This window comes from Streptomyces sp. NPDC054840 (genome assembly GCF_053611065.1).
The window spans coordinates 1-3,322 of record NZ_JBSGZP010000752.1; the positions used below are offsets into that span (position 1 = coordinate 1).

General features: G+C 74.3%; 4 protein-coding genes. All 4 read left to right on the forward strand.

Annotated elements, in window-relative coordinates; all coding sequences use genetic code 11:
* Positions 1-332, forward strand: a 332-nt coding sequence (locus ACWGIU_RS33420; RefSeq protein WP_453711858.1) for a PDGLE domain-containing protein, incomplete at its 5' end; no start/stop codon positions are given.
* Position 333: 1 nt separating this feature from the next.
* A complete protein-coding gene (gene cbiQ / locus ACWGIU_RS33425; RefSeq protein ID WP_453711859.1) occupies positions 334-1,095 on the forward strand; it encodes a cobalt ECF transporter T component CbiQ in 762 nt (253 codons plus the stop codon).
* Positions 1,083-1,886, forward strand: coding sequence for an energy-coupling factor ABC transporter ATP-binding protein (locus ACWGIU_RS33430; RefSeq protein WP_453711860.1), 804 nt, complete (start codon positions 1,083-1,085; stop codon positions 1,884-1,886). Before cbiQ ends, ACWGIU_RS33430 begins: the two co-directional genes overlap by 13 nt.
* A 109-nt stretch (positions 1,887-1,995) precedes the next feature.
* A complete protein-coding gene (locus ACWGIU_RS33435) occupies positions 1,996-3,210 on the forward strand; it encodes a serine hydrolase domain-containing protein (RefSeq protein WP_453711861.1) in 1,215 nt (404 codons plus the stop codon).
* Positions 3,211-3,322: the final 112 nt, after the last annotated feature.

Genomic DNA, 3,322 nt, shown 5'->3' on the forward strand with positions numbered 1-3,322 from the left:
CCCGCAAGGTGTGGGTGACCGGCCTGGTCACCGCCCTCGTGCTCGCCGGATTCGTCTCCTTCTACGCCTCCGCCGACCCCGACGGCCTGGAGAAGGTCGCCGCGGACAAGGGGATCGACGAGAAGGTCGAGGAGCACGCCGCGGCGAACTCCCCGCTCGCCGACTACGGCGTCAAGGACGTGGACGACGCCCGCCTGTCCGGCGGCCTCGCCGGGGTGATCGGCGTCGGCGTGACCGTCGTCGCGGGCACCGGGATCTTCTGGGCCGTGCGCCGCCGCCGGACGCAAGACCTGACCGCCACCTCCGCCTCCACCTCCGTCTCGGCAGGCTGACATGGGGGCCGGTCACGCCCACAAGCTCTACCGGCACGGCCACTCGCCGGTCCACGAGCTGCCCCCGCACTGCAAACTGGCCGCGACCCTGGCCTTCGTCGTGGTCGTCGTGTCCACCCCGCGCGAGGCGGTGTGGGCCTTCGGCCTCTACGCCGTCCTCATCGCCGGAGCGGCCGCCGTCGCCCGGATCCCGGCCGGCTTCCTGCTCCGGCGGCTGCTGATCGAGGTGCCCTTCGTCGCCTTCGCCGTGCTCATGCCGTTCGTGGCCGAGGGCGAGCGGGTGCAGGTGCTCGGCATGTCGCTCAGCGTCTCGGGCCTCTGGGGTGCCTGGAACGTCCTCGCCAAGGGAACCCTCGGGGTGGCCGCCTCCGTCCTGCTCGCCTCGACGACCGAACTGCGGGCCCTGCTGCTGGGACTGCAACGGCTGAAGCTGCCTCCCCTGCTCGTCCAGATCGCCTCCTTCATGATCCGCTACGGCGATGTGATCAGCGACGAGTTGCGCCGGATGTCCATCGCCCGCCGCTCCCGCGGCTTCGAGGCCGGCGGAATCCGGCACTGGGGGGTGCTGGCCAAGACCGCCGGCGCGCTGTTCATCCGCTCGTACGAGCGCGGCGAGCGGGTCTACCTCGCGATGGTCAGCCGTGGCTACACCGGCTCGATGCCGGTGATCGACCAGGTCGCCGCCACGCGCGCCCAGTGGGCGGGCGCCGCCGTACTCCCGGTGACGGCGCTCGCCGTCTGTCTGATGGGATGGACCCTGTGACCAGTAGCCCTGTGACCAGTACCGCTGAGACCCGTACTCCCTCCCTCGAAGTCGCGGGCCTCGCCTACGCCTACCCGGACGGCCACCAGGCCCTCTTCGGCGTGGACCTCACCGTCGGGCGGGGCGAGCGGGTCGCCCTGCTCGGACCCAACGGCGCGGGCAAGACCACGCTGGTGCTGCACCTCAACGGCATCCTCGGCGGCGGGCTCGGATCGGTGGCCGTGGCCGGGCTCCCGGTCGAGAAGCGCAACCTCGCCGAGATCCGCCGCCGGGTCGGGATCGTCTTCCAGGACCCCGACGACCAGCTGTTCATGCCGACCGTGCGCGAGGACGTGGCCTTCGGCCCGGCGGCGGCCGGAATGCGCGGCGCCGAGCTGGAGGAGCGGGTCCGGGCGGCCCTGGACCAGGTCGGGATGGCGGACTTCGCCGACCGGCCGCCGCACCACCTGTCCTTCGGCCAGCGCCGCCGCGTCGCGGTGGCGACCGTTCTGGCCATGCGGCCCGACATCCTGGTCCTGGACGAGCCCTCGTCCAATCTCGACCCGGCCTCGCGCCGTGAGCTCGCGGACATCCTGCGCTCGCTGGACGTGACCGTGCTGATGGTGACGCACGACCTGCCGTACGCCCTGGAACTGTGCCCGCGCTCGGTGATCCTCAGCGAAGGGGTCATCGCGGCGGACGGCCGCACGCAGGAGCTCCTGTGCGACGACACGCTGATGCGGGCCCACCGGCTGGAGCTCCCGTTCGGCTTCGACCCCCGCACGCCCCTTCTGACGCACCCCGCGCACTGACCGGCGCCGGGGCGGGGCTCCGGGAGACCCGGGAAGCAGGGTCGTCCGGCGGGTGTTGCACTCTGACGTGGGCGTCGTCGGGGCGCCGCGGCAGGTGCTGGGAGTAGACGTGGAAGTCCACGGGACGGTGGCGGAGGGCTTCGAGCCCGTCAGAGACGCGTTCGTACGCAACTTCGAGGTGCTCGGAGACCGGGGCGCGGCCGTGGCCGTGTACCGCGACGGCCGCAAGGTCGTCGACCTGTGGGGCGGCACCCGGGACGCGGAGGGCACCGAGCCCTGGGCCGAGGACACCGCGCAGATCGTCCGCTCCGCCACCAAGGGCGTGGCGGCCGCCGTGCCGCTGCTGCTGCACCAGCGCGGGCTGCTGGACCTGGACGCGCCCGTGGGCTCGTACTGGCCGGAGTTCAAGACGGGCGGCAAGGAGCGGATCCTGGTCCGCGACGTGCTCGCGCACCGCGCGGGCATACCGGCGCTGGACCGGGGGCTGAGCGCGGCCGAGGCCGCCGACGGGGTGTCCGGGGCGCGCGCGGTCGCCGCGCAGCAGCCCTCCTGGGAGCCGGGCACCGAGCACGGTTACCACGCGCAGACCTACAGCTGGCTGCTGTCCGAGCTGGTGCTGCGGGCGACCGGCCGCACGGTGGGCTCGGTCCTGGCGGAGGAGATCGCCGAACCGCTGGGGCTGGAGTTCTGGATCGGCCTGCCGGAGACCGAGACCCACCGGGTGGGCCGGGTGGCGCCGGTGGAGCCGCCCGAGAGCGCGGGCATGCTGCGGACCCGGCCGCGGCGAAACGTTTCCGAGGCCTACGCCGACCCGGACTCCCTCACCCGCCGCGCCTTCGCCGCCATCGACCCGCTGCCCGACGAGAACGACCCCGCCTACCGGGCCGCCGAGCTCCCCGCCTCGAACGGCATCGGGACGGCCCGAGCCCTGGCCCGGTTCTACGGGGCCACCATCGGCGTGGTCGAGGACGGCGCGCGGATCTTCACCCCGGCCACCACCGCGCTCGCCGCCCGGGAGCACTCCGCCGGGCCGGACCGGGTGCTCGTCGTGAACACCCGCTTCGGCGCCGGCTACATGCTGCACGGCCCGGCCTCCCCGCTGCTCTCGCCGGCCTCCTTCGGCCACCCCGGCCGCGGCGGCTCCCTGGCCTTCGCGGACCCGGAGGCGGGCATCGGCTTCGGCTACGTCACCAACGCCCTGGCCAGGTCGGTCACCGCGGACCCCCGGGCGCAGGCCCTGGTCCGGGCCCTGAAGTCGGCCCTGTCGGCCCCACCGGCCCGCTGGGGCGCGGCTCGGCCCACTGAGGCCCGCTCGGCCCACTGAGGCCCGCTCGGCCCACTGAGGCCCGCTCGGCCCGCCGGAGCCCGATCACTCCCAGCGACGTCGTCGCCGCCCGCTGCGGCGCTGCGGCGGCGCGACCGGGATCGGCCCGAGC

What these genes read in the sequence shown, in the direction of transcription:
- cbiQ (WP_453711859.1), top strand. Translation starts at nt 334, where the DNA reads ATGGGGGCCGGTCACGCCCACAAGCTCTACCGGCACGGCCACTCGCCG.
- ACWGIU_RS33430 (WP_453711860.1), top strand. Translation starts at nt 1,083, where the DNA reads ATGGACCCTGTGACCAGTAGCCCTGTGACCAGTACCGCTGAGACCCGT.